Raw genomic sequence first — 25,000 nt, 5'->3', positions numbered from 1 at the left:
GGCGGTTGCGCAGATCATGGTCACGCCAGCTGCGTCGAAAGATGACCGCGCCACGGCTCGTCCGCATAACGCGCGTGAAAGCCGCGGGGGTCGGTGGACCAGTTTCCGAGATCGACGATCAGGAACGCGGTCGGCTCAACGAATTCGACGATGTGCTCATGCGGCGTGAAGGTGTGCCGCAGGAATCCCGGCCGCTTGATCCCTGGTTCGCGGGGCGACCGATCTGGACGCACGAAACGATTGGCGGCATCCATGACGAACGCAGTCGACGGCGCCCAAACTTGGCGCAGATCGCGCCATTGCAGCTCGTTCATCTCGTGCAGATGGCCGCAGAGATACGTCACATCGGCCGCCTCGTGAAAGCGCTCCGCCCAACGATGCCGATGCTCGGGAAACATGGCGCTCTGCGTGCGATCGGCGTCTTCGGGTTCGGCGAGGTAAAGCGGCTTGTGTGCCGCGACGATCAGGCGGCGCTGCCCGAGCGTGGCAATGGCGTGCGCTACAAGGGCCTCCTGCTCCGCTTCTTCGTCCAGGCCGCTGCCGGGAAGCATAGAGTTGAGGCCGAGCAGTCTGACAGCGCCAATATCTGTTGTCCAGAAGTCAGCGCCGAACTGGCCGCGATAGGCGGAGGCGCGTTTGGCCGAGACCGTGACCTCGCCGCCGCGCACGTCCGGTAGGCTGTTTCCGATGTCATGATTGCCGGGGACATACAAGATCTCCCGGCCGAGCCGGTCGAGCTGCCGGCGTGCGAAGGCAAGCTCGTCCGGATCATGGGCTCCGTCGAGTGACATGTCGCCAGTGCACAAGATGCAGTCCGCGGACGTTGAGGCGATGACGTCGCGAAGCGCCTCGAAATTGTGCTGAAAGAAGGGACGCCTCCTGCTGAGATGCAGGTCCGAGATGTGAATGAGCGTGAAGGCACCTTCGGCTGTGCCATCGCTGGCTGCCATCACGCCGCCTCGATTAGGCGGTTAACGTCGGCCGCCATCTGCTTCAGCGTTTGGCTGGCGCCTTGGCGGCCGGTAACGACAGCCTCGAGATGATTGCGGATGGTTTCGATGATCCGCACCGCGTTGGCTCCGGGGAAGGCGTACCAGCCCGTCATGACCGGAAGCTGGTCGACGCTGACCTTCTGATTGCGGGCCTGCTGGTAGTAGGCGCCGAGCAGAGCCGGGTCTGTGATCGACTTGGCGTTGCTCGGCATGTACCCCGTGAGACGGGCCATGAACGCCTGACTTTCCGGGCTGGTGCAGAACTGAAGATATTTCCACGCAGCGTCAGCCCGGCGCGGATCTTTTGCATGGATCACGCCAAGCGCGCCGCCGGCAGGGACCTTCCCGTTGGGGCTCACGAGCGGAAACGGCGCGACTCGCAGAGGGAATCTACCCGCGATCTGCTGCTCGGCATAGGCGATGTTCGAGCTGGAATCGGCCAAGATGCCGATCGTTCCCGCAGCAAGCGCAGGCCGGGCCTGCGCGGATTTCAGGTTCGGCATGCCGCTCCTGGCGAATGCCTCGAGCTGCTCCAGCGCCCAGAGTCCTTCAGGGCTGTCGAATGCAGCCGCCCTCTCGTCGTCGGACAGGATGCGGCCCCCACGGCTGAAGAGCATGGCCTGCCACATCCAATTTCCTGTGACATCCCATTGAAAGTAGAATCCCGTGCGATTGGCGCTGGTCGCATTAATCTTCTGACCGAGCGCAACGAGGCCCGACCAGTCAGGCGGCAGCAGCGAAGGGTCTCCGTCGACCTCGCGCACCAGAGCTTCGTTGACGTAAAGAACGGGAGTCGAGATGAAAAACGGAATGCCGTAGATGTCGCCACGCTGGCGAACGATGTCGAGAACCGCCGGCGCGTAACCCAGCAGGTCAGCACCGCCAGCTGCCGAGATCCGTTCCGCAAGGGGTTGGGCGAGGTCTCGCTCGACCAGCAGGCGTAACAAATTCAACCCGTGAAAGCTCAGATCGGGCAGCTGACCGATCAATGCCGCCCGCAGGACCTGCTGAGACATCTCTTCGTAGTTCTGCGCGGGATTGCGTAATTTTATCTTTATCTCCGGATTGATGCGCATGAAGCGGTCGGCCAGCCCAACGTGGATTTCACGGTTGTTGCCTACCGGAAACGGGAACATCACGTCGAGCGTGAGATCCTCACGGGCATGAACAGGCGGAGACGGAAGCGTTGCGGCCAGCGATCCGAGCAGCGCAGTTCGACGGCTGATCACTGGCATGGTAGTCGCCTTGTGTGCTCGCTACACTCACGCAAATCTGCCTAGACAGATTCAGTGACCGGGCGATGACATGCATTGCCGACTGGTGTTGCGAAGCTGGCAGCTGCCGGAGGCCTCGATCTCAGCAGCGACATCAAGATCCCGAGAGTGTCGCGAACAAGCCCTTGTTCGCGGGATCGACAAAGTCCTGGACTGCCATGAGCCCTCGACCTCTCCCGTCCGGCCGTTGTTGTTGATGACGGCGAGCACCTCGTTCTGCAACGAGACGCGGTACGCTGGACGAAGAAGGCGCAGGGCCTGTCGAGCCAATGGAATGCCTGCGCAACGGTCGCCAAGTCCACGGAGTTTGGCTCGAGCGGCAGGACCGCAGCGGGCGCGATGACGACATCGAGTCTCGCTGCGGCGCCCGTACAGCCAAGTCAAGGTTGGGCTCGACGGCCTGCACGCCCCAGTTCGGAAGAGCATCGATGAGTGCACGCCTCGAGAGTCCGGTCTCTGCGCCGACATCGAGACAGCCTGCCGGAACATCACCAGCGGCTGTAGCATGGGCGACGGCAGCGAGAACGCCAGGCGGCTAAGTCGGCCGGCTGGCGCTATAGACATCGGCAAGGCCCCCCGAGCTTTCGCGTATGGTCCTGCAAAGCGGGGCGAGGCTTCTCAAACCTTCCTGTGGAGAGAGCAATACAGCGCGATTTCGATCGCCTTGCTTCAGAAAGGCTCCCACACTTCCCCTTGTTTTCCGGTCCGCGGATCAGGACCTTGCCGCTCAACCGAGGAGAGAGCAACGACGGCAGGACTCGTGGCCGCAAGTGCACCGCGAAGACACGGCTTCGATCGACATGGCCGGCATACAGAGAGGTTGCTTTCTAAACCTATCTCGTCGCCTGCGGCGACGCCGCGCTGGCCGATTATATTCCCTGGCCGCTTCCGCTCTGCGCATCTGCGCGATTTGCATATCTGACACGCGTGCTTTGCAAGTTGCGAACGCTACCAAATCATCTTCGCGCGTCGACTCGATCAGCGCAAACACGTGACCGACTCTTCGGTCATATTCGATGCTCGTCAGCTACTTTCGACAATTTTTGGTCGCAATCTTCCGTCATGAACGTTTGGCGTGCACATGACTTGTGCAACCTCGGCGAGCTTTTGCCTTGCTCGTGCGGACGATCGTTCGTATGATTCGAATGTGATCGGATCGTGAGAAATTTTCACTACCGGCACACGTTCCTTCCCAACGCTCGCGAGACCCGGCCAGTGTTAGAGCGACGTAGTTTTCTCGGGCTTCCGCTATTGGCGTTGTGTGGCTCGGCGAAAGTGGCCCGAGCGGGCAACCCCGTCGAGACATCCAGAGTCAGAGTCACGATCGGCGGAAAGGCTTTTCTACAATACGCGCCGGTGACGCTTGCCGAGCGCCTTGGCTTCTTCAAGGACGCAGGCCTCGACCCGGAGCTTCTTGACGTGAGCGGCGGATCCAAGGCGCTCCAAGCTCTCGTGGCAGGAAGCGCTGAACTGACCGCCGGCGCATTCGACCACACGATTCAGATGCAGGCCAAGGGGCAGAAGATCGTTGGGGTTGTGCTGTTTGGCAGGCATCCGACGTTCGCGCTCGCTCTGCGAAAGGAGAAGGCTGCGGAATATCGCGACCCAAGCAGCCTCAGAGGCATGAAGATTGGGGTCACGGCGCTGGGATCCCAAACGCAGTTCATGGTGGAGTACATCGCTTTGCGAGCTGGCGTCTCCCCGACCGACATTTCGTTCATCAGTGTCGGAGGTGGCACAGGTGCCGTAGCAGCGATCCGCAACGGCGCCGTTGATGCGGTCGTCACGGGAGAGCCGGCGCTTACGACACTGACAGCCGCAGGTGACGTCAAACTGGTTGCGGACACTCGCACCAACGCAGGCACGATCGGAATTTTCGGCGGCCTCTATCCGTCAGGCACGATCTACGTACGATCAGACTTCATCGAACGCAATCCCGAGACAATCCAGGCCTTTGCTCTCGCGATGGTGCGGGCGCTGCAGTGGATTGATCGCGCATCCGTCGACGAGATTGCCGATGCGCTTCCGGAGGAGTGGGCCAAACCCGATCGAAACATCTTCATCGCCTCCATCCGGGGCACACGAGACATGTTTTCCCCCGATGGCCGGTTCAGCGCCGACGGCGCGAGCACCGCATTCCAGGTCTTGTCAACCGTTGACCCACAATTGCGTGGCGCGAAGGTCGATCTCGCCGAGACATTTACGAACAGATTCGTCGAAAAGGCCCTCCAGACGCTAGCATCGAAATAGCACCTCGGAGAGTTCGAACCGATGAACATGCCCGCGGCACTGTGGGATCGAGGCTAGGTTGTGGCGCCCCGAGTTCCGCGGCATTTGGACTCTTCTGCTTCTGTCGCCGAGAAAACGGCGCGTAAGGCGCGTCCGACAGAACAGCCCGAGCGCCAAAAAGGACCGCCCGCGATCCTTGCAAGACGCCGGCGCGATATTCCGCTTCATCATCAGGTGTTCCTGGTTCTGCAGGATGAAATCGCAGAACGCCGCTATGCACCGGGAGAAGTCTTGCCGGCGGAGGCGGATCTGGCTGCGCTCTTCGGCGTCTCGCGCGTGACCGTTCGGGCAGCGCTGGACACTCTCGATGAACTCGGTCTGATCGAACGCCGCCAGGGCATCGGCACGTTCGTTCGGGAGCTCTCGAAGCCAGAGCCTCTCACCGTACCCATGATGGACCTCGCTGCCCGCAACCGGGAGATTGTGCGCACAACGCGAGCCCACGTCGTCGAATTCGAATTCAAGCCCGCGCCTCGCCACGTTCGTGAGCACTTCCAAGCCGAGGCAGACGACCTTTTCCAACGAGCAGTTCGCATTCGCTACATGAATGACTGGCCAATCATGCAGGTTACGACCTACATTCCGGAAGTGATCGGCCGTCAATTCGGTCCTGAGGACATGGAGGGAGGCTCGCTGTACGCGATCCTGCAGCGCTTCGGCATAACCTTCGGCTCGGGCGAGCAGATTGTGACGGCAGCTGCGGCCGACCCCATCGTCGCAGCACGCCTCAATGTCGCGATAGGAGCACCGCTCTTGAAGGTCGTTCGTATCCACTTCGACAGTGCCGGACAGCCAATCCAGCACTTCGAGCTGCTGGCTCCGCCTGCAACCTACGAGCTTCGTATGCCGTTGAAGGATTTCTAGCCCGTTGCAGGGCGCGCCAGCTCTTCAGCCCGATCCGTCTCGATCCGACATCTCGGGGGCGTCAAGGAGAAGCGCGTTCAATCTCATCGGGCCCCCCGTGAGCAGACCGGCCCACACCGGAAGGCCTCCGGACTGAGGCTCAACACGCCGCCTGAACGATACAGATGACGCCCGAACCAATTTCCCCTTCATTCCCAAGCTTTCAATCAACGGTCCCTCACTACGTGGCCGGTCGACCAAACTACGCGCCCGCGCTCATCCAAGTCGTGGCGGATCACCTTCGTCTGACCAAGAACCATCGATTGATGGATCTTGGCTGTGGACCAGGGTGGCTCGGGATCGCATTTGCGCCGCTGGTCGGCAGCGTCCTCGGAATAGACCCGGAACCTGCGATGCTGGAGGCTGCTCGGGCAATCGCCAACGCGGCGGCCGTTGAGATCGAATTGGTCGAAGGCAGCTCGTTCGACCTCAGCCCGCAGCTCGGCCGCTTTCGCGCGGTGGCGATCGGGCGCGCCTTCCATTGGATGGACCGAGCCGATACGCTACGGAAGCTCGACCCCTTGATCGAGGAGGACGGCGCGGTCATGCTTTTCAATGACGTACGTCCCGATGTCCCGCAGAACGCCTGGTACAAGCGCTACTCGGCGGTGGTCGATCGCTTCACCAACAGAAGTGTCGGCTTCGCGCCCGAGCTCTTACGCCATGAAACGATTCTGCTTGAGTCGCGGTTTAGCCAGCTCACCAGAATTGGCGTCATTGAGCAGCGTCTTGTGCCTGTCGCTCGTCTCATCGATCGCGCACTCTCGATGTCGACCTCCTCGCCTGAACAGCTGGGCGCGCTCTCAGGTCAGCTCGCGCAGGAATTGACGACGGAGATGTCGCCATTCGCAACCGCCGGCGGCGTCGTCGAAGTGATTGAATCGCAGGTTCTTATTGCGCAGCGCTGCTGAGGCTTACGAGCTTCGCGGCCGATCTATATGGCCGTCCAGTCGGGGCGAGAGCGCCGACGCAGGCAATCGCCAAAGGCCATCGCAGCGCTCCATGACGAAGGAGGCCCGCAGCAAAGACCCTAGCTCAGATCGACACCGGCCACTGAACAAGCGGATTCGATCAGATGCCGCACTGTTCGGGCATCCCAGTCGAGCCGCTCGGGGACGTCCGTCCAGTAATTCGAGAGCACATACGCAGCATGTCGTGCCTTTACCCCCAGACCGACCACCGTCTTGGCCGGTATCGCCATGATGGCCCTCTCAATCGGATCAAGGGAGCTCAAGACCGCTTCGATGCGGTCGACGCTGGCCGCGGCCGCGGCCGCCATCTGCGATTTTGCATCGCAGGAGGCTACAGCTGATTCCACATCTTGCTGCTGGAGAGTTGCGAGTTCTGCGGAGAGCGCTTCAAAGCTGCGGCCAAGGGCAACCAGCACGGCATCGGGATTGCTTTCGACGGCTTGCTCATCGAGCATCAGGCCACTTGGCTCGACGCTTGCCAAAATTCGCAGGGTTTCATCAAGAGACATCACCGAACTCCAGACCGAAAACGGTCGGTGGAAGGTCGCCGACAGCCGGTCGGTTGCAAAGGATCGACGTGCACCCAGCCGACGCCGTCGCCTCTCCTTCTCGACGTGAGACGATATCGCCCAGTCGTATTAACATCAATACAATATCTGTTTCAGGCCGTAATCAATAGGTCCCGGACTGCCACAGCTCCGTCACGGTTCAACGTGGAGAAACTCACATAGCGAGCGCCAGAAGCGGCGTTGTCTTTGCCGCCGGCTCTTTCCGAGCGATGGGCCGAGACGAAAGAGGAAGATACGGCCAGCCTGACCCACTCATGCCACGTTAGCTTGCCCTTGGCGAGCTACCGAGATTGGTGGCCTCCGGCTGCGCGATGTCGCTGCCTCAGAAGGCTCGTCCGGCGTCCGCAATGCCATTGTCGTCACCACCCGTTTTACGCGAGTAGCCAAATGCCTCTTGGTTCCCACCCAAGCTGTGATGGGCAACCCGCAAGTGCCGTCCGTATCAGAATCTGGGGCGGCGCAATCAAAGGCGCCGGTTGTGCAGAGGGCTGTGACTATCGCGCCTGAATTGCCGTGCCGAATTGCCGCGGACCAAACCACGAATTCCCAGGTTGCGGACGGCTGGCCCATCGAGAGCAAGCCGCCCAACAGCCGGAAAGCTTGCTGATGGCACTCAACCATTTGCCATGAAGGCTCATCAACCATCACTTGCGCTGCATCGCGCCGGTCGTCAGATGGTTGATGCGATGTTCTCAACGAGCGACGCACCGACGAGACGAGCCGGCTTGGAACCGATGGAACCGCAGGGAAGGATGAGGCGCCTGTAATGCACCCGCAACCTGTCATCTCGATGCGGGCGCCGGATGACCGCATCAACGTCGTCGAACAGCGGCTTCCCCGTATGAAGTACATGATCGTAGACGCCACGGACCCATTGGCCGTAGTGATAGTCCGGCTGCTCCTCGAGCGGCAATCCCGGCGCATGCCGTTGCCAGGTTCTGCCAAAGCTTTCAAATCCGGAGCCGATCTCAGCGAAGATAAGCCGGCCATCGACAGGCTCGATGATGACGAAGCGTTGCAGTGACTGCAGATCGAGAAGGCCTTTCAGTTCGCCATTGTCGCGGGTCTGATCACATTCCAGCCATCGCGTGAACAGCACCGCAAGGGGCTCTGCCTCCTTGGCAAGCGCCGTGATCGGCAACTCACGGCTTCTGAACGTTGGCGACAGATGCTGGCGAGCTCGCGCGACCTGATCCTCGATATAGGCCATTGCTTGGCTGGCCCTTGGGAAGATGTGATCGACCACGTCATCTCCTGCGCTCACAACGATGATCCGCTCCACGGCCCTATCCGCGATCAAGTAGAGTGCCGAAGCGATGCTGATCCCGCAGGCGGTCCTCGGCCTGAACCGGATCCGGGCCGACCGGCCGTCAATCATGGTGACGGCGACAAATCCCAGATTGTCGACCACATAGGACGAGAAGTCGAAATCTGACACCGGGCATTGCAGAAATCTCCGCAACACGGGCGAATGAGCATCCCAAGCCCGCCCATGATCGTCCAAAAGGATGGTTGTCATCGGATCCATGCCAGCTTGAATGCGAACAAGCCGTCCGCCGGCTTCGCTCGCACCGATTGATGTTTCGATCATTGGCTCAGATCCGCCAGACGGCTGACCCGGGTGCCGGCGAAGCGAGCAGTTGAACGCATATCGATCCGCGCCGCTACTACAAGCTCAGGTAGCGACCGCCATCCCTCCGCCACGCGCGCGCCCGGCAAGGCGGCGGCCCCGGTGGCGCCATTGAGCCTGGCCTGATCTGCGCTGGGCGCGATCGCTCTCGGCCGGGATCGCCTCCCCTCGCTCCCTGCAGGCGCCTCTGCAACAGTGTGACTACCAGAGTTAGTAATTGATCTCAGCATCGCAAAACTGTCAACTAGTGGTTGATGAAAACGCCTCCAGGGATGGCACCCCGATAGGGAAGGGAGACCTTGCATGCTCACGCGACCGCAACCTCTACGTCACGCTGCAGATCATCGTCCGGAAGCCGCCACTCGCGCCGCAGCGCTCCGCGAGCAGATCTGCTGCAATCAAGATCTGAGCTTTCTGATGGAGGCCCATGACGGGCTCTCAAGCGCGGTCGCCGAGCGCGCCGGCTTCAAGGGCCTGTGGGCTTCCGGTCTATCGATCGCCTCCTCTCTCGGCTACCGCGACGCAAGCGAGGCGTCCTGGACCCAACTCATCGACGTCGTCGAACGCATGGTCGATTCGACCGACCTTCCGGTGCTCGTCGACGGCGACAGCGGCTTCGGCAATTTCAACAATGCGCGGATTCTGGCCCACAAGCTCCGTCAGCGGGGCGCCGCCGGCGTCGCCTTGGAAGACAAGCAGTTTCCGAAGATGAATTCGTTCGTCGGCGACCGTCATCCGCTCGCCGATGCCAATGAATTCTCCGGGCGTCTTCGTGCCGTGAAGGACGCGGTTGGAGACGGCCTCGTGCTCGTCGCCCGCATCGAGGCCCTGATCTCCGGCCATGGCATGGACGAGGCCCTTCACCGCGCCCACGCCTATGCGGACGCCGGAGCGGACGCCATTCTCATTCACTCCAGGAAGAGCACGGCGGATGAGATCTTCGCCTTCACCAATGGCTGGCAGAACCGCCTCCCTGTCGTGATCGTCCCGACCAAATATTATCGGACCCCAGCTTCCGCCTTTCGCGCTGCCGGCATCTCGACCGTGATCTGGGCCAATCATTCGATGCGCGCCGCGACGAGTGCGATGCGCAATGTCTGCGAGCGCATCATCACCGAGCAGAGCATCGCCGGGATCGAGGCTGAGGTCGCAACCCTCGAGGAGGTCTTCTCGCTGTTCCACTACGACGAGCTGGCCCGTGCGGAGGCACAATACCTGCCCGCGACTGCCGCGCCAGCCCAGCGAGACTAACCGAACAACTCACGCCGTCCTCGTAAAGGATCAGACCCATGGCCCCGATTGCACTCGCATCCCGCACCGACACGCTGACCGATGTCTCACAGGTCGGCCGCCCCGACATTGCCCAGATCATCAAGTGGCGGGACAGCTCATATGCCGCCGACCTCTACATTGCAGCAGTGTCCTGGCTCGACCTGTTCACCTATCTGGACGGTCATCCGGTCTCCGAAGACGAACTGCGGGAGCATTTCTCGCTTCGTGACCGGCCGACCCGTACCATGATCAGGCTCTTCGAATCCTGGGGCCTGATTGCCCGCAAGGGCGGACAACTTCACGCCACCATCGAAGCCCTCCGCTATCTCAGCAGTCGGTCCGACGAGAACGTCGCCTCCTACATCGCCACGATGAAGTACAAGTCATCGGTCCGCGAGCTGTACGACGTCCTGCGGAACGACGGCTCCGACACCTGGCATGTGGCGCGCGGCGACACGACCAGCTGGGACGATCTGATGCAGACCAGCGAGTTCGCGGACCTCAACACGCGCGGCATGGAGGAGCGCGGCCGGATCTTTGCCCCGCATCTGGCTGCCCTGCTCGACTGCAGCAGCGATACGAGCGTGCTCGATATCGGCGGCGGCTCCGGCGTTTATTCAGCTCATCTGCTGATGCGCTACCCTGGACTGTCGGCAATCATCTTCGAGCGCCCCCCGGTCGATGAGCTCGCGCGGTCCTGCCTGCTCGCGCGGGGCCTCTATCCCGACCGTGTTCGTATTGTTGCTGGCGACATGTTCGTCGATCCGCTGCCACGGGATGCAAGCCTTCATCTGTATTCCCACGTTCTGCACAATTGGGGACCCGACAAGGTCCGCCTGCTGATGCGCAAATCCCACGACAGCCTCAAGCCGGGCGGCCGCCTCGCTGTCTACAGCTGCCATCCCGACGATCGGGGCGGGGTTCCGGCCCCGGCCGCCGAAGCAGAATATTCGGTGCTCCTGACTACGGGCTACGAAGGCTGCTGCTACAGCTATGAAGACATGCGAGGGATGCTCGAACAGGCCGGCTTTGGTGATGTCGAGTACCACAAATCGCTCTGCAATCGCAGCCTGATCGTGGCGAAGAAGCTCAGCTGAGGTCGAAAGACATCGATCCCCTCGGGAACGGCCGAGCCGTTCCCGGCGCCTCTTGCAGGAGCAGAGCCATGTCCGTGCCGACGAACGTTCTCCTATCGAGATTGAGTGCAGCAGGCTACACATTCTTCTCCGGCGTTCCCTGCTCGCACTTCGCTGACCTCTTTGAGAGAGCGACCGAAAGCGCGCTGACCGACGTGGCCGCGGCCAACGAGGGCAGCGCGGTGGCGCTCGCCGCCGGCGCCGCGCTGTCTGGCCAGCGAGCCGTCGTCGCGCTGCAAAACTCCGGTCTTGGTCACGTCGTCAATCCGCTCACATCGTTGTTGATGGTCAACAGGATCCCGGTCCTCCTGCTGATCTCGGTGCGAGGACATCCCGACGAGAGCGCAGACGAGCCGCAGCACGTCTTCATGGGGGCCGCAACGAAGGCGATCCTTGATCAGCTGGCCATCGACTGGTGCGAGTTCGACGGAACGACGGGCGGCCTGGATCTGCTTCTCATCCGCGCCGCTGAAGCGCATCGGCAGGACGCGCCCTTTGCCGTGCTGTTGCGAAGGGGCCAGCTTGCGCAGAGCTCCGCAGGGCCGGCCTGCGACGTACCGCTCGACTACCCGCTCAGCGCGGGCGAGGCAATCGAACTGATCGGCCAGCGCCTCGATCCGGCCACTCTGATCATCTCGACGACGGGATTCATCACGCGAGAGCTGTTTCGGATCAACGATCGTCCTGAGAATTTCTACATGCAGGGCTCACTCGGTCATTGCAGCGCATTGGCGGCAGGTCTCGCCATCGCCATGCCGGAGCGTCCTGTCCTGGCGCTGGATGGCGACGGCGGCGCGCTGATGCACATGGGCGTCATGTCCACCATTGGCCACACCAAGCCTCAGAACCTCATCCATGTCGTGCTCGACAATGAAAGTTATGCCTCCACCGGTGGGCAGGCGTCGACGTCGCGAAGCTCCTCCCTCGATCTTGTGGCATCCGCCTGCGGCTACCGCTCAGCGGTGCGTTGCGTCGAAGCCGAGCACATCCTGACAGCCATGGAGCACTGTGCCAGCACTCCGGGCCCGCATTTCCTGCTTTGCAAGATCAATCGCTCCCATCCCGCAACGCTTCCGCGCGTGACCACCCGGCATACGCCGGTCGGGAACAAGCGCAGGTTCCAGGACGCCATCCAGGATGCCATGGAGCGCGATGTTCTTGAACCCTCAATTGCCGGCCAGAGGGGGGCGATGTGAGAGTCCGAAAGACATCGGCTTCGGCAGCCCTCTGCCTGATCTTCGTGATCCTGATCTGGGGTGTGAACTGGCTCGTCATAAAGGACGCGCTGCGCGTTGCCCCGCCCCTGTTCTTTACAGGACTGCGTCTTCTTGGCGGCGCGGTGGCCATCGCGGCGGCGCGCCTTGCATTGGGGCATCAGCTCCGCCTCGGCGATCACGGACGGCTTAACCTGTTTGCCGTCGGCATGCTGCAGATGGCCTGCGGGCTCGGCCTGAGCCTGGTTGGGCTGCAATATCTCGACATCGGTCGAAGTGCGCTCATTTTCTATACGATGCCGCTCTGGCTTGCGATCATTGAATGGGTCTTTGACGGAAGGCGGCAGACCGGCTTCGAGCTTGCAGCGATCGGGAGTGGGCTTGGCGGCATTATGCTGCTCGGCGCCAATGGTCTTGGGTTGCCGGCTGTGCCAACTTCCTTCAACAACGCCGAAGGGGTTGCCCTGCTGCTGATCGCCGCCATCTGCTGGGCCTTGGGCACCTGGCTCGCCAACCGGACCCGCAGCGATATCGACGTCTGGAGCCGGACCATATTCCAGCTCGCCACGTCGGGGGCGGCCGTCATGACGGCCTCGATCGTCCTCGAGCCGCATCTCGACGTCGAGCAGCTTTCGGCTCTCGCCGTCCCGATCGCGTTCAACTGCATCGTTGCGACCGGCCTCGCCTTCGTTGCCTGGTACTACGCGTTGGCTTCAATTCCGGCGCGGATCGCATCGCAGAGCCTCGTTCTCATTCCGGTCGTCGCACTGATGTCAGCTCTCATCCTGCAGGGAGAGGAGCTCGCGTTGCAGACGGTGCTTGCCTGCGTGCTGATCATCATGGGCGTCACGATCGTGATCTGGCAGCGCGAAGAGCAACCTTCGCGCAACAGCACGGTCAGAGCGTCATTCAGCCAAATTGACGAGGCTGACAAGCATCAAGCCGGCATCAGCCGAAGCGGGCTTTGAGTTGAGGTCGCCACATGCACGCAATCGAGCCAATCTACCAGCCGATGCTCCTGGCTGGGACACCAGCCGACGCAGATCGTGTCATCGAAGTCAGGAATCCGTTCTCCGGCGCGCTGGTAGGGTCGGTACCCCAGGCAGAGAAGCGTCAAATACGGGCTGCATTCGCAGCGGCCGCACGCTTCCGCCCGAAGCTGAGCCGCCGCGAAAGGTCGGATATCCTGCTCGGCACTGCACGAGCGATCGCAAGCAACCAGGACCGGCTCGCACGGCTCATAACTGCCGAGACCGGGCTCTGCCTGAAGGACTCCCTGCATGAAACCCGGCGCGCCTGCGACGTCTGGTCGTTTGCCGCCCATGCTCTGATACAGAACGATGGCGAGATTTACCCCGGGGACATCGGCGGAAATCCTCATGCTCGTCGCATCTTTTCAATGCGCACGCCACTCGCCGGGGTCATCGCGGCCATCACGCCCTTCAATCATCCGCTGAACCTAGTCAGCCACAAGCTGGCACCGGCAATTGCGACCAACAACCGCGTGGTGCTCAAGCCATCGGAGCAGACGCCCCTGACGGCACTTGCTCTGGGCAGGATCCTCCGCGAACAGGGTTTGCCAGACGGCATGCTCTCGATCGTGACCGGAACGCCGCACGATCTTGGAGATTGCGTGTTCACCGACGAGGACGCCGAGCTCGTGACGTTCACAGGGTCGGTTCGCGTCGGGCACCAGATCGCGGAACGGGCAGGTTACCGGCGGCTCGTCCTCGAATTGGGTGGGAACGATCCCTTCATCGTGCTGGCGGATGCCGACGTCGATCGGGCCGCGCAGCTGGCCGTGCAGGGCGCAGTCAGACACTCCGGCCAGCGATGTACAGCCGTAAAGCGGGCGCTCGTCGTGGAGGAGCTCGCCGATCGCTTCGCCGAGCGGGCCCTGCACCACATGCAGCAGCTCTCAACGGGCGACCCCAGCGACCCCTCGGTTGATCTCGGCACCGTCATCAGCGAAGACGCAGCTCAGCTGATTGCCAGACGCGTTGACGGTGCGGTCGCGGCAGGTGCCAGGCTTCTGCTCGGCGGTGAGCCTCGCGGCGCGTTTTGTCCTCCCACCCTGCTCGATCATGTCCCGCCCGCTTGCGAGCTCGTTGCCGAGGAGACATTCGGCCCGGTTCTGCCGATCATCCGATGCAACAACGATATCGAGGAGATCGTCATGACGGCGAACGCCACCAGGTTCGGACTTTCCGCCGCCATCTGCTCCAACCGCCTGGATCACGTCACGAGACTCATCGAGGGGCTCGCGGTCGGCTCCGTCAACGTCTGGGAAGTTCCCGGCTATCGCACCGAGCTCACGCCATTCGGCGGCATCAAGCAGTCGGGCCTGGGTCACAAGGAGGGCATCGTGGAGGCGATGCGCAGCTTCACACAGGTGAAGACCTACTCGCTGCCCTGGCCGGTGTAGGCCCTCGACCAGCATCGCCGTTGGGCCCGCGTGCGTGAAATCAACAGCGATCGCGCAGCCACGAACGAGATGGCTTTCGCCGGCAGTTCGCAATCAGTCGATCAGGAGCCTCTCGGCCGCACTTTCGTCAGTCACTAGGACATGGCAGAGCCTGGCGAGCAGCGCTGCGCGAATGATCGCGACCTTCTGAAGTCCGCCGGCTGCCAGAACCCGGTGCTTGATCCGATGAATATGCTCCCAGGGCGGATTGATGGTCCGCCGCGACAGCGGATGATCCACTCGCTTGCCGCTGCGATCGAGGTAGTGGCCGCAAATGTCCCCGACCGCGCCGGCCGCTCGCAGCGACGTCCAGGTCTTGCGCGAGATGACGTTGTATTCGAGCACCTTTGACTGTTCGGAAAGGTCGATCGCGCTCAAGAGCGCCATGTCCAGATTTGGCACCATGGCCAACACGGAGCGCACCGGCTCGCTGTCCACGATGAGGTCTCTGAAGGCCGCGTCGTCGACGAACATGGGCGCGGTGAGATAATAGCAGCGGGCTCCGAGTGCGCGTGCGATCATCGCAGCGTTGTCGTAAGGGTTGATCGGCGCGCTTTCCGCCAATCCGCCACAGAGCAGCACGACCTTGGTGTTCTGCCCCTGACGCGGCCTCAGGTTCTGGGCGGCTGCGTTGATCGTCCCTCCCCAGGTGATCCCGATCGAGCCGTCCGCTGGGAGCTGTTCAGCGACGTAGTTGGCAGCTGCCGCTCCGAGGAAGGACCTGACGTCCGGATCACTCATGGGGGTCGGGACCACGATAGCTTGCGTCAAGCCGTATCGCGCAGCGAGCTCAGCCTCGAGTTTCGTGCGCTGACCGGCGGGATCGGTGATCGTGATCTGAACGAAGCCGCTTTCCCGCGCGAGCCCGAGGATCCGGTTGACCCGCTTCCGCGTCATGTTCAGCCGCTGCGATATCGCTTCCTGGGTCTGGCCTTCCTTGAAGTAGTACCAGCATATCCTGGCAACCAGGACCCGGTCTTCCAGGATGGAATCGGCGTTGTCGGCCTCGCCGTCGCGCAGTTTCAGGTTTGAGGTGGTCACATCACAGCCTGAGCAGGTTTGAGTCAGAGCCCATGTGTGCCCCGTGGCGGTCGCTCCGACAACTCCCATCCGCCCTGTCCCATCCGCCCGACTCACTTGTACCATCCGCGTCACAAATGTGTCAGCGAAGCGGGTTAAGCACCACCTACCAAAAATGGGGGGTCTGACCATGCGAAGCCTGCTGCTATCGGTTGCTCTTCTGTCCGTCTCGACGAGTGCCGCACTGGCTGAATTCTCGGACGGCAAGGTCGTTCTCGGCGTCATGGGCGATCAGAGCGGCGTGGTCGCCGACGTCGGTGGTCCTGGCTCGATCGTCGCGGCCCGGATGGCCGTTGCCGGTTTCGGGGGAACCGTCGATGGCACCCCGATCGAGATCGTCACGGCAGATCATCAGAACAAGCCGGATATCGCCTCCAGCATCGCCCGGGAGTGGTTTGACCGGCGCGGCGTCGACGCCATCGTCGACCTGCCGCATTCGGGCGTGGTCTTCGGGCTGATCCCGCTCGCGACCGACAAGAAGCGCTCGCTTCTGATATCCGGCGCAGCCTCGACCGACATCACGGGCCGCTATTGCTCGCCCTATGTCACGCACTGGACGGACGATACCTATGCGCTGGCCCGCGGCACGGCGGCCTCGCTGCTCGACCAGGGCCAAAAGAGCTGGTTCTTCCTCACCGCGGATTATTCGTTCGGCCATGATCTGGAGGGAGTGGCGCAACAGGTCGTGGACGAGCGCGGCGGCAAGGTGGTCGGCAGCGCTCGCCATCCGCTCGGCACCGCCGACTTTTCCACGCTCCTGGTGCGGGCCCGCAGCTCCTCCGCCGAGGTGATCGCGCTCGCCAGCGCCGGAGCCGACACCGTCAACGCCATCAAGCAGGCCGGCCAGTTCGGGATCGCGCGGTCCGGGCAGAAGCTGGCCGCGCTGCATGCCTTCGTGACGGATATCAACAGCATCGGCCTGGAGACGGCGCAGAACCTGATCATCAGCACCGGCTTCTACTGGAACGACAATGATGCGACGCGCGCATTCGCCCGGCGGTTCTTTGCCACCCATGGGCGGATGCCGACGCGTGAGCAGGCCGGGGTCTATGTCAGCGTGCTGCACTATCTGAAGGCCGCGCGGGCGGCGCACAGCGACGATGCAGCTTCCGTCAACGACCAGATGCGACAGCTGCCGGTCGACCGCTTCGGCCGCGAAGCGCATATTCAGGCGAATGGACGGGTGACCTATGAGATCGGCGTCTACCGCGTGAAGACGCCTGCCGAGAGCAAAGAGCCGTGGGACTTCTACGCCCGCACGGCCACGGTTCCTGCGAGTGCGGCATTCCGTCCCGCATCGGCATCCGGCTGCAGCTCACAGGCGGCTAGGGCGCAGTAGAAAGGCGCAATAGACATGGCAACCAGCGCCTCGCTCCGGGCTTTCGCAACTCCGCGAACCGTCTCTGCTCCGCTGCCGCCCGATCCCGTGCTGAAAGTTCGTGCCCTGACGGTTCAGTTCAAGGAATTCGTTGCCTTGAACGAGGTGTCGCTCGATCTTCGCAATGGCTGCATTCATGCGGTGATCGGTCCCAATGGAGCAGGCAAGTCGACTCTTTTCAACGCGATCAGCGGCTTCATCAAGCCCATCCGCGGCCAGATCGAATTGTTTGGACGCGACGTCACCGCCTGGCCTGCCAATCGGCTGGCCAGGCTCGGCCTGGCCCGATCCTTCCAGATCTGCGCGATATTTCCCGAATTGTCGGTCGAGGAGAACATGCTGGTGGCGCAGGCCCATGCCAGCCCGCCACTCCGGCTGTTGCGCCGTCGCGTCAGCGGCGATCTCGCCCCGCACAGCGAGACGCTGCTGGCACGAGCCGGCCTGACCTCCGACCGACGCAGGCAGGCGCGTGAACTCTCCTATGGACGGCGGCGCCTGCTCGAAATTGCAACCACACTCGCCCTCAAACCTCGCCTCCTGCTTCTCGACGAGCCGACGTCAGGGCTCGGCCGGGAAGACATCGCTCCAGTCGTCGAGATGATTGCCGACGCGGCGCGGGATTGCTGCGTCCTGCTGGTTGAACACAATCTCAAGGTCGTCGAACGGCTCGCCGACCACGTCACCGTCCTGGCGAACGGATCCGTCCTGAGCGACGGATCCTATCAAGAGGTTGCGCGCGACCACCGCGTCCGCGCCGCCTATCTCGGTGCAGCCACTGATGCTTGAACCAGTAAGAAGCCAAGCAAGCCTCCCGCTCGTGATATCCAACCTCAGGGCTTGGTACGGCGAGGTCCAGGCGCTGTTCGGGATCGACTTCACGGTCGCGGAGGGCGAGGTCGTCGTGCTGCTGGGCCGCAACGGCGCCGGCAAGAGCACCATCCTGCGCGCCATCATGGGCCTGTTGCAGCGGCAGTCGGGACGCGTACTGGTGCGGGGGCGGGACGTGCGTCCGCTGCGTCCATCGGAACGCGCGCATCTTGGCCTTGGTTACTGCCCGGAAGAGCGAGGGATCTTCGCAAGCCTCACCGTGGCCGAGAACATGGCGCTACCGCCCATGCTGGGTGGCACCGGCATGAGCGATGATGAGATCTTCGAACTGTTTCCCAATCTGCGGTCACGGACCCGCCATTTCGGCGGGCAACTGAGCGGCGGCGAGCAGCAGATGCTGGCGATCGGGCGGATCCTACGCTCCGGTGCTCGAACGCTGTTGCTGGACGAACCGACCGAGGGACTTGCCCCCATCATCATCCGTCAGATCGAACAGGCGATCACCGCGCTCAAGCAGCGCGGCTACACCATCCTGCTGGTCGAACAAAACCTCGCTTTTGTGCTGGGCGTCGCTGACCGGGTCGTCGCAATCGAGAACGGATTGGTTGTGGACGATTGTTCGACCGGCGAGGCCGAGCGGGTCGAAGCACGCCTCTCCAAATACGTGGCGGTGTGAAACTTAATGTCAAACCTCATTCTCTCCTATCTCACGATCGGTCTGGTCAATGGATCGTTCTACGCCCTGCTCTGTCTTGGACTCGCACTGATCTTCGGGCTCCTGAACATCCTCAACATGGCTCACGGCGCGCTCTACATGATGGGCGCATTCGCCGCCTGGGCGGCCGTTGCGCGCCTTGGCCTTCCCTATCTGACCGGTCTGTTTGTGGCCGCTATCCTGGTCGGATCGGCGGGGATGATGCTGGAGCGGCTCTTGCTGCGGCGAACCTACAGCCTCGATCCGCTCTATGGGTTCATGCTGAGCTTCGGACTCGCAACCGCAATCCAGGGCGGATTTCAGGTCGCCTTCGGCTCTACGGGACTGCCGTTCACGACGCCCACCTGGCTGTCGGACGTGGTCGATCTTGGCTATGCGGTGTTCCCTGTGTACCGGCTATGGGTCGTCATGGTCGCCTTCATTGTCTGCCTCGGAGTATGGATCGCGATCGCCCGCACAAGGGCTGGAGCGACGCTTCGGGCAGCTTCCGAGAACGCCACGATAGCCGAAGCGCTGGGGGTGCCGATTCCTGCAGTGATGACGGCGACGTTCGGACTGGGTGCCGCTCTCGCGGGCCTCGCCGGCGCGCTCGCCGCGCCGATCTATCAGGTCAGCCCGCTGATGGGATCGGACGTCCTCCTTGTTGTCTTCGCCATCATCGTGATCGGTGGAATGGGCTCCCTCGGAGGGACGATCCTGGCGGCCTATTGTCTGGCATTGCTCGAGAGCGCGACACTGGCGGTGTTTCCGCAAGCGGCCAACGTCATGATCTTCGCTTTCATGTGCATCGTCCTGTCGGTCCGGCCGCAAGGGCTGTTCGGCATCGAGGTGTTGCGACAGCATTCCTTTGCGGGAATCCCGCCGCCGGTCACCGCCACACGCGATTCACTGCCAAGCCAGAATTACGAACGCGTCCTGATCATGGCCATGGTCGCCGCCGTGCTCGCTCTGCTGCCGGCCCTGCTCTATCCGATATTCCTGGTCAAGATCGTCTGCTTTGCGATCCTCGCCGCGTCGTTCAACTTCCTGCTCGGTTTCGCCGGCGTCATGTCGTTCGGCCAGGCGGCTCTCTACGGAACGGCCGCCTATGTGACCGCGCATGCCATGAAGGAATGGGCGATGTCCGCAGAGCTCGCGATTCTGGCCGGAATCACGGCCGCCATCCTGCTCGGCATCGTCATGGGAGCGCTGGCGATCCGGCGGCGCGGCATCTACCAGGCCATGATCACGCTCGCCGTTGCCCAGATGGTCTATTTCGTATTCGTGCAGTCGAGCTTCACGCATGGCGAAGACGGGCTCCAGGCGGTGCCGCGCGGTATCCTGTTTGGTCTGATCGATCTGCGCAACGACCTCGCCGTCTATGGGCTTGCCGTCATCGCCTTCTGCTCCGTCCATTTCGGCATCAAGCGGCTATTGTCGTCTCAGCTTGGGATGATGCTTGTCGCAGTCCGCGACGACGAGCGGCGCGCCTTGTCGCTTGGTCAGAACGCCTGGGGCCTGAAGCTGTTCGCCTTTGCGATCGCCGCCGGCTGCGCCGGCCTCGCCGGGTCACTGAGTGCGGTTGCCTTTCAGCTCGCGACCTTGTCCGGCGCACACTGGCACCTCTCCGGAGAGGCTGTTCTGATGTGCCTCATCGGCGGCCTCGGCACATTGGGCGGACCGTTGGTCGGCGCAGCGGTCCTGGTCACGATGCAGCACTTTCTCGCTCCCTATGGGGCCTGGGTGCAGGTGATCCAGGGCGTCGTCTTCGCAGCATGCGTCCTGACCTTTCGTGACGGGATGATGCCTCGACACGGGTTCGCATGGCCTTCACGGCTGCGCGGGCCCAGCGCCACCTCATTCGCACCTGCCGAGACCTTGGAGGAGACGGGCCGATCATGACCAGCGCGATCCCACACAGCCGGCATCAGCTTTGCGAGATGAATGGCGATCCTTCGCAGCTGACAGCCACGGCTGCAGCTTCTGCCATCCGCGAACGACGCCTGTCCGCGGCCACACTGCTCGAGGCCTGCCTTGCTCGCATCGCTGCACGCGACGGCGACGTCCACGCCTTCAGTCATCTCGCAGCAGAGGCGGGGCGGGAGCAGGCGTTCCTCGCCGACAAGGCGCAATCGGAAGGCCGGCTTGCCGGACCGCTCCACGGCCTGCCCGTCGGCGTCAAGGATGTCTTCGATACGATCGACATGCCATCAGAATATGGCAGCAGCCTGCTGCGCGACCGTCGCCCGGCAGCGGACGCCGCGGCGGTCGCGACCCTCAGGCGAGCCGGCGCCATCATCATCGGCAAGACGACGACGTCCGAGTTCGGCATGTATCATCCGAGCGCTGCCCGCAATCCCAATGATCTCGGGCGCTCACCTGGTGTGTCTTCGGCCGGTTCAGCAGCAGCTGTGGTCGACCGAATGGTCCCTCTTGCGCTCGGGACTCAGCATACCGCCTCGACGGTGCTGCCGGCATCATTCTGCGGAGCGCATGCCTTCAAGCCGTCGTTCGGGTTTGCAAGCATGGAAGGCTCCAACATCCTGGTGCCGCGGCTTGCGCAGATTGGCTATCTCGCGAGATCCGTCCAGGATCTCTGCTTGTTTGCCGGCGCATTTGATCCTGTTGTCGACGGCGCCGCCGATCGGATCGGACGCCCGCCGAGGCTCGCCGTGGTGCGCGGACCGGGATTCGAGCAGGTCGCTCCGGAGGTGGACGAGGCTTTGACAGCCTGCATCGGTGCGTTGCCGGTCGCGGTCGACGAGCTGGATCTTCCGAGCGAATTCGGCCATGCGATCGAGGTGGCTCTTGGCCTCTTGAACGCGCATCTGGCGGCTCGCTTCGGCGATCTCCCCCAGCATCTGTCTGCCAAGCTGTGTCCACCGCTGCAGGATGGAATTGCCGCGGGCCATGCGCTCAGCGCAAAACGCTACATCGAGTTGAACGCGTTGGCCGATCGCTTGATCCGGCTGACACCGCAGCTGTTCGCGCAGCACGACGTGCTGGTGACGCTGTCGGCGCCGGGCGAGGCAACACGGCTCGATGAAGGTCCCGGCTCGGGGAGTCTCGCCATGCCGTGGAGCCTGTGCGGCCTGCCTGTGGTCTCACTGCCGCTGCTCTGCGGCGCCCACGGCCTGCCGATCGGTCTCCAGCTCATTGGGCGCCATGGCTCCGACCGTGAGCTGCTTCAGAACGCCGCCTGGGTTGCTCACACCTGCGGCCTGCCAACACGGGTTCATCATTGATGCAATATTTATCCGCCACCGAGCCGACACCTGGTTCCGACACGCAGATCGAAGTGAACGGACGGGCCTACAATTGGCCGCGCGTTTCCACCGTCATCATCTGCTTCGATGGCTGTGACCCCGACTATATCGCAGCGGCGAGCGCCGCAGGCAGCATCCCGGCGATCGATCGGATGCGACGCGACGGCTTTGCGACCACGGCACTCGCGGCGATGCCGACCTTCACCAATCCAAACAACGTCTCGATCGTCACCGGGGTCGCACCCGCGCACCACGGCGTGTCGGGCAACTTCTACATCGACCGGGCGAGCGGACAGGAGGTGATGATGGTGGACGCATCGCCGATGCGCGCGCCGACGATCCTCTCCGCCTTCTCCCATGCGGGAGCCAAGGTGGCCGCCGTGACGGCCAAGGACAAGCTCCGCAAGGCACTTGGCAAGGACCTCAAGGGGATCGTGTTCTCTGCCGAAAAGGCGGATTGCTGCAGCGAAGCCGAGAATGGCATTACGAACGTGCCTGCGCGGATCGGCCGATCCGTCCCTCATCAGTATTCGGCGGACTTGTCACTGTTCGTCCTGGACGCCGGTGTCAGACTGTTGGAGGATCATCGCCCTGATCTGATGTACTTGTCGCTGTCCGACTATGTCCAGCACGCCTACGCGCCGGACGAGCCGGAAGCCCTGGCGTTCATGGCCGAGGTCGATCACAGGCTCGGCGCGCTGCATGCCGCGGGCGCGGTGGTCGGGATCGTCGCCGATCACGGCATGAGCGATATGGCCCGGGCCGATGGCTCACCCAACGTCATATATCTCGGCGATCAGCTCGACGCGGTCTTTGGCCTCAAGCGAACGCGGGTGATCTGCCCCATCACCGACCCGTTCGTGCGCCATCACGGCGCGCTCGGCAGCTTCGTCCGGGTTCACCTCCTGGATCCGTCGTTGCGCGCGTCAGATGTCGTTTCGTTTCTCGCGGGGCTTCCCGGCGTCGGTCTCGCCTTGACCGGAGATGACGCGGCCGCCCGCTTCGAGCTGCCGCGCGACCGTGAGGGCGACGTCTGCGTGATCGCAGCAACGGGAATCGCCCTGGGCGCCCGAACTTGCGACCACGAGCTTTCCAATCTGGCCGGCGCAAGGCTGCGCTCGCATGGCGGCCTCGCCGAGCAGCACGTCCCCTTCATCCTGTCTCATCGGCTTCGCGCGGGCCACGACGCCCCCGACGAGCGGACTTTACGCAATTTCGATATTTTCAGTGTCGCACTCAATGAGGTGGACCTTTGACCATGAAGCGTGTTGTCATCATGATCCTCGACGGACTGCGACGGGATCTGGTTTCGCCTGAGACCACGCCCCATCTCGCCGATTTGGCCGCGCGTGCCGAATGGTTCGAAGACTACCGGACGGTCTTTCCTTCGTGCACACGCGTCGTGTCGGCAAGTGTTGCAACCGGATGCACGCCGGCAAGACATGGCCTGCAAGGCAATTCCGTTGCCCTGATCGAATCCGGCAGGTTGGTGCTGCGCGACGCCGGAGATCCGCAGTTTCTGCAGCACAAGCGCCGAGTCACTGGATGTTCACTGCAGGTGCCTACGCTGGCAGAGCGCGTCAAGGCTGCAGGCGGCCAGATCGTCTTCAGCAACGTGTCCCCGGGGGCTGCCTATGCCCATGATCCGGACGGGCATGGCTTCGTCTATCACCGGGCCGGCTCGTTCGGACCTGGCCGCATCGAAGTCGCGGCAGCCGATCGCTTGGACGTCACGTTGGATAGCCGTGGGGATGCCAGAATGACGGCGCGATTCATCGACGACGTTCTGGTCAGACGTCGGCCCGCGGTGGGCGTTTTATGGCTGGGCGAGCCGGACCATATTCAACACAACGCGCCACTCGGTTCTCCCGACCATCTTGCCGTTCTGGCGGAGGCGGATCGTCGGGCGGCCGAGGTGATCGCAGCCGTCGAAAAACAGCGTGACCTAGGCGAAGACATCCTGCTTCTGATCGGATCGGATCATGGTCATCAAACGGTCGAGGACATCGTCGACATCGATGCAGCGCTGATCAATTCGGGTCTCAAAGCCAGTCACGCCTCCGACGAGATTTTGGCCATCTCGAATGGCACCTCGGCCTTGATCTATGTCGATTCCCGGCGCGGCCCGCTGTTGCAGAGCGTACGGTCCTTCCTGGACGCCAGCGATTGGGCGGGACAGGTCTTCGGGCCGGACGAACTCGGTCGGGTTGGACAGGCTCACACCGGCGGCCTTGCCTTTGCTGTTTCCATGCGGTCCAGCGACGTCCCCAACAGCTTCGGTATCCGCGGTTCGAGTCTTGCGGCCAAGCCTGCTCTTGGCAAGCCTGACCGACTTGGGTGCGGACAGCATGGAGGGCTTGGGATCTACGAGCAGGCTCCATTCCTGATGGCATCGGGCAAAGGCTTCAGTCCGGGTCAGATCCGCACGTCGCCTGCGCGTATCATCGACATCGCACCGACAGTGCTATCCCATCTTGGACTGGCCTGCACAGGAATGGATGGGGAAGCCTTGCAGGCGGCAGTCTGGCGTTCTGAGCCGCGCGCCATCAGAGCCTGACACCCGGGCTGCACACGCATTGGCCCAAACGATCGCCAGCCCAGACGCTCAAGCACCAATGATCGTCGCATCCGCTCTGGCCGCTGGCTGGCGGCTGTGCCGCTCAGAGCGCTGGACTGTCAAAGAACGTCCGGCGCCGGCCGATGCGGCCACTGCTGAGATGATAGACATCGGCAAACCTTGCCTTCAAAGGACGCCCATTCTTGTCCCGGCCGGAAAAGCTACCCCAACAGGCAATCTGCTCGCCATTGCTCAACACCTGCTCTAGCTGATGTTCTCCCGAGGCCACGATGCGCTCGTGGCGGTAGAACTGCATGATGGCCTGCTTGCCGACAAAGGGCTCATAACCCGGACGCTCGTAGACGGCGCCGTCATCCAGCAGGCTGGACAGGCCTGCCCAGTCGCGAGCGTCGATGCAGGTGAACAGGCGCCTGACATATGCCTCGGCTTCCCGATGGTCCAACGGTCTTTGCATGCCCTTCC

The 25,000-nt window shown here is 62.7% G+C and carries 21 protein-coding genes and 1 pseudogene; 16 read left to right on the top strand and 6 right to left on the bottom strand.

Translation table 11 applies throughout. From position 1 onward, the window contains the following. Nucleotides 1–20 precede the first annotated feature (20 nt). Nucleotides 21–950, bottom strand: coding sequence for a metallophosphoesterase family protein (locus HL666_RS21980; RefSeq protein WP_172183580.1), 930 nt, complete (start codon nt 948–950; stop codon nt 21–23). Continuing rightward, the gene (locus HL666_RS21975; protein WP_246741597.1) at nt 950–2,227 is read right to left on the bottom strand and encodes an ABC transporter substrate-binding protein; all 1,278 of its coding nucleotides are present in this window, start codon (nt 2,225–2,227) and stop codon (nt 950–952) included. Before HL666_RS21975 ends, HL666_RS21980 begins: the two co-directional genes overlap by 1 nt. Before the next feature lie 1,197 nt (nt 2,228–3,424). On the opposite strand from HL666_RS21975, the gene HL666_RS21970 reads away from it, so the two are divergent. From HL666_RS21970 to HL666_RS21960, 3 genes are all read left to right on the top strand, one after another. Then, a complete protein-coding gene (locus HL666_RS21970; RefSeq protein ID WP_311976137.1) occupies nt 3,425–4,516 on the top strand; it encodes an ABC transporter substrate-binding protein in 1,092 nt (363 codons plus the stop codon). Nucleotides 4,517–4,600: 84 nt separating this feature from the next. Continuing rightward, nucleotides 4,601–5,419, top strand: a complete 819-nt coding sequence (locus HL666_RS21965; protein ID WP_246739170.1) for a GntR family transcriptional regulator — start codon at nt 4,601–4,603, stop codon at nt 5,417–5,419. A gap of 164 nt (nt 5,420–5,583) precedes the next feature. Continuing rightward, entirely contained in the window at nt 5,584–6,369 is a 786-nt protein-coding gene (locus tag HL666_RS21960; protein WP_172183578.1) for a class I SAM-dependent methyltransferase, read from the top strand. A gap of 119 nt (nt 6,370–6,488) precedes the next feature. Here HL666_RS21960 and HL666_RS21955 read toward each other — a convergent pair whose 3' ends face one another. Then, entirely contained in the window at nt 6,489–6,938 is a 450-nt protein-coding gene (locus HL666_RS21955) for a hypothetical protein (protein WP_172183576.1), read from the bottom strand. Between the two features lie 730 nt (nt 6,939–7,668). Next, nucleotides 7,669–8,589 carry a hypothetical protein gene (locus HL666_RS21950; RefSeq protein WP_172183575.1) on the bottom strand — a complete coding sequence of 307 codons (921 nt, stop codon included), beginning with the start codon at nt 8,587–8,589 and terminating at the stop codon, nt 7,669–7,671. Between the two features lie 342 nt (nt 8,590–8,931). Between HL666_RS21950 and aepX the strand changes: the two genes are divergently transcribed. From aepX to phnY, 5 genes are all read left to right on the top strand, one after another. Continuing rightward, entirely contained in the window at nt 8,932–9,879 is a 948-nt protein-coding gene (gene aepX, locus HL666_RS21945) for a phosphoenolpyruvate mutase (protein WP_172183573.1), read from the top strand. A gap of 38 nt (nt 9,880–9,917) precedes the next feature. Beyond that, complete coding sequence (locus HL666_RS21940) at nt 9,918–10,997, top strand: methyltransferase (RefSeq protein WP_172183563.1); 1,080 nt, start codon at nt 9,918–9,920, stop codon at nt 10,995–10,997. Nucleotides 10,998–11,065: 68 nt separating this feature from the next. Then, entirely contained in the window at nt 11,066–12,232 is a 1,167-nt protein-coding gene (aepY, locus tag HL666_RS21935) for a phosphonopyruvate decarboxylase (RefSeq protein WP_172183561.1), read from the top strand. 44 nt (nt 12,233–12,276) lie between these two features. Further along, the gene (locus HL666_RS21930; RefSeq protein ID WP_311976135.1) at nt 12,277–13,218 is read left to right on the top strand and encodes a DMT family transporter; all 942 of its coding nucleotides are present in this window, start codon (nt 12,277–12,279) and stop codon (nt 13,216–13,218) included. Between the two features lie 14 nt (nt 13,219–13,232). After that, nucleotides 13,233–14,675, top strand: coding sequence for a phosphonoacetaldehyde dehydrogenase (phnY, locus tag HL666_RS21925; protein ID WP_172111401.1), 1,443 nt, complete (start codon nt 13,233–13,235; stop codon nt 14,673–14,675). 93 nt (nt 14,676–14,768) lie between these two features. Here the strand turns inward: phnY and HL666_RS21920 are convergent, their stop codons facing one another. After that, nucleotides 14,769–15,755, bottom strand: coding sequence for a sugar-binding transcriptional regulator (locus HL666_RS21920; RefSeq protein ID WP_311976132.1), 987 nt, complete (start codon nt 15,753–15,755; stop codon nt 14,769–14,771). A gap of 169 nt (nt 15,756–15,924) precedes the next feature. Here HL666_RS21920 and HL666_RS21915 point away from each other — a divergent pair, with 169 nt between their 5' ends. From HL666_RS21915 to HL666_RS21885, 8 genes and pseudogenes are all read left to right on the top strand, one after another. Then, complete coding sequence (locus tag HL666_RS21915) at nt 15,925–17,133, top strand: ABC transporter substrate-binding protein (RefSeq protein ID WP_172183547.1); 1,209 nt, start codon at nt 15,925–15,927, stop codon at nt 17,131–17,133. A gap of 15 nt (nt 17,134–17,148) precedes the next feature. Further along, on the top strand, nt 17,149–17,958 hold the full coding sequence (locus HL666_RS21910) for an ABC transporter ATP-binding protein (protein WP_172183545.1): 810 nt from the start codon (nt 17,149–17,151) through the stop codon (nt 17,956–17,958). Beyond that, nucleotides 17,951–18,676: an ABC transporter ATP-binding protein gene (locus tag HL666_RS21905; RefSeq protein WP_172183543.1), complete on the top strand. Its 726-nt coding sequence runs from the start codon at nt 17,951–17,953 to the stop codon at nt 18,674–18,676. The genes HL666_RS21910 and HL666_RS21905 overlap by 8 nt, the downstream gene beginning before the upstream one ends. Before the next feature lie 6 nt (nt 18,677–18,682). After that, nucleotides 18,683–19,537, top strand: a pseudogene (locus HL666_RS34520) (branched-chain amino acid ABC transporter permease); the annotation flags it as partial. A 99-nt stretch (nt 19,538–19,636) separates the two neighbouring features. Next, entirely contained in the window at nt 19,637–20,596 is a 960-nt protein-coding gene (locus HL666_RS34515) for a branched-chain amino acid ABC transporter permease (RefSeq protein WP_311976167.1), read from the top strand. Continuing rightward, nucleotides 20,593–21,939, top strand: coding sequence for an amidase (locus tag HL666_RS21895; protein ID WP_172183539.1), 1,347 nt, complete (start codon nt 20,593–20,595; stop codon nt 21,937–21,939). The genes HL666_RS34515 and HL666_RS21895 overlap by 4 nt, the downstream gene beginning before the upstream one ends. Further along, on the top strand, nt 21,939–23,216 hold the full coding sequence (phnA, locus tag HL666_RS21890; protein ID WP_172183537.1) for a phosphonoacetate hydrolase: 1,278 nt from the start codon (nt 21,939–21,941) through the stop codon (nt 23,214–23,216). The genes HL666_RS21895 and phnA overlap by 1 nt, the downstream gene beginning before the upstream one ends. 2 nt (nt 23,217–23,218) lie before the next feature. After that, complete coding sequence (locus HL666_RS21885; RefSeq protein WP_246741595.1) at nt 23,219–24,517, top strand: alkaline phosphatase family protein; 1,299 nt, start codon at nt 23,219–23,221, stop codon at nt 24,515–24,517. A 103-nt stretch (nt 24,518–24,620) separates the two neighbouring features. Here the strand turns inward: HL666_RS21885 and HL666_RS21880 are convergent, their stop codons facing one another. Beyond that, nucleotides 24,621–24,992, bottom strand: a complete 372-nt coding sequence (locus HL666_RS21880; RefSeq protein WP_172131196.1) for a nuclear transport factor 2 family protein — start codon at nt 24,990–24,992, stop codon at nt 24,621–24,623. Nucleotides 24,993–25,000: the final 8 nt, after the last annotated feature.

Source organism: Bradyrhizobium aeschynomenes, from assembly GCF_013178945.1.
GTDB lineage: Bacteria > Pseudomonadota > Alphaproteobacteria > Rhizobiales > Xanthobacteraceae > Bradyrhizobium > Bradyrhizobium aeschynomenes.
The sequence above is the reverse complement of the archived record's forward strand: the minus strand, read 5'-3'. Positions and strand labels throughout refer to the sequence as shown.